Origin of the sequence: Pseudomonas sp. AMR01, from assembly GCF_041946035.1 — a bacterium.
GTDB lineage: Bacteria > Pseudomonadota > Gammaproteobacteria > Pseudomonadales > Pseudomonadaceae > Aquipseudomonas > Aquipseudomonas antarctica_B.
The window spans coordinates 1-507 of sequence record NZ_JAUTYR010000191.1 but is presented as its reverse complement, the minus strand read 5'-3'; the positions used below and the strand labels follow the sequence as shown (position 1 = coordinate 507).

Here is a 507-nt window from a genome sequence, read left to right as displayed (position 1 = left end):
AATGCCGTTATTGTATTTCTTATCCGGTCTGCTTCTGGCCCGCTCCATAGACAAGGGCGCGAAGAACTATGCGCTGGGCAAGCTGAATAATCTGATATATCCCTTTGTGGTCTGGACTGTGGTTTTGTATTTTTTGTACGAGGCGAGAGAGGTTGTCCTAGGCCTACCGTCGGAGATCGAGCTGTTTCGTGCGTTGCTTTACGACCCCTGGCATCATCTTTGGTTTTTGCACTACCTGGCGGTCTATTATCTCATCGGATTTTTTCTGTTCAAGGCGGGGCTAGTGGTAGCTGCGTTGGTTGCCGTCACGCTGTATTTGGTCGGCTATCCTGCCGGCTACGGTTATTTTACAGCGTTATTTATGTTCTTCATTGCCGGCGCATTTGCCAACCGATCGTCCGCCTGTCCGAAATGGATCGTCGCGCACCGGAATCTGCTGGCTTGGGGCGGGCTGGCCGTTATAACCCTGTGTCTTCTTGCGGTGACGCTAGAGCTCGTACCGATTGC

General features: G+C 52.1%; 1 protein-coding gene. It reads left to right on the top strand.

Going from position 1 to position 507, the window contains the following annotated elements:
- The coding region (locus Q7C20_RS27195) for an acyltransferase family protein (RefSeq protein ID WP_375071241.1) at window positions 1-507 on the top strand (507 nt) is incomplete at both ends.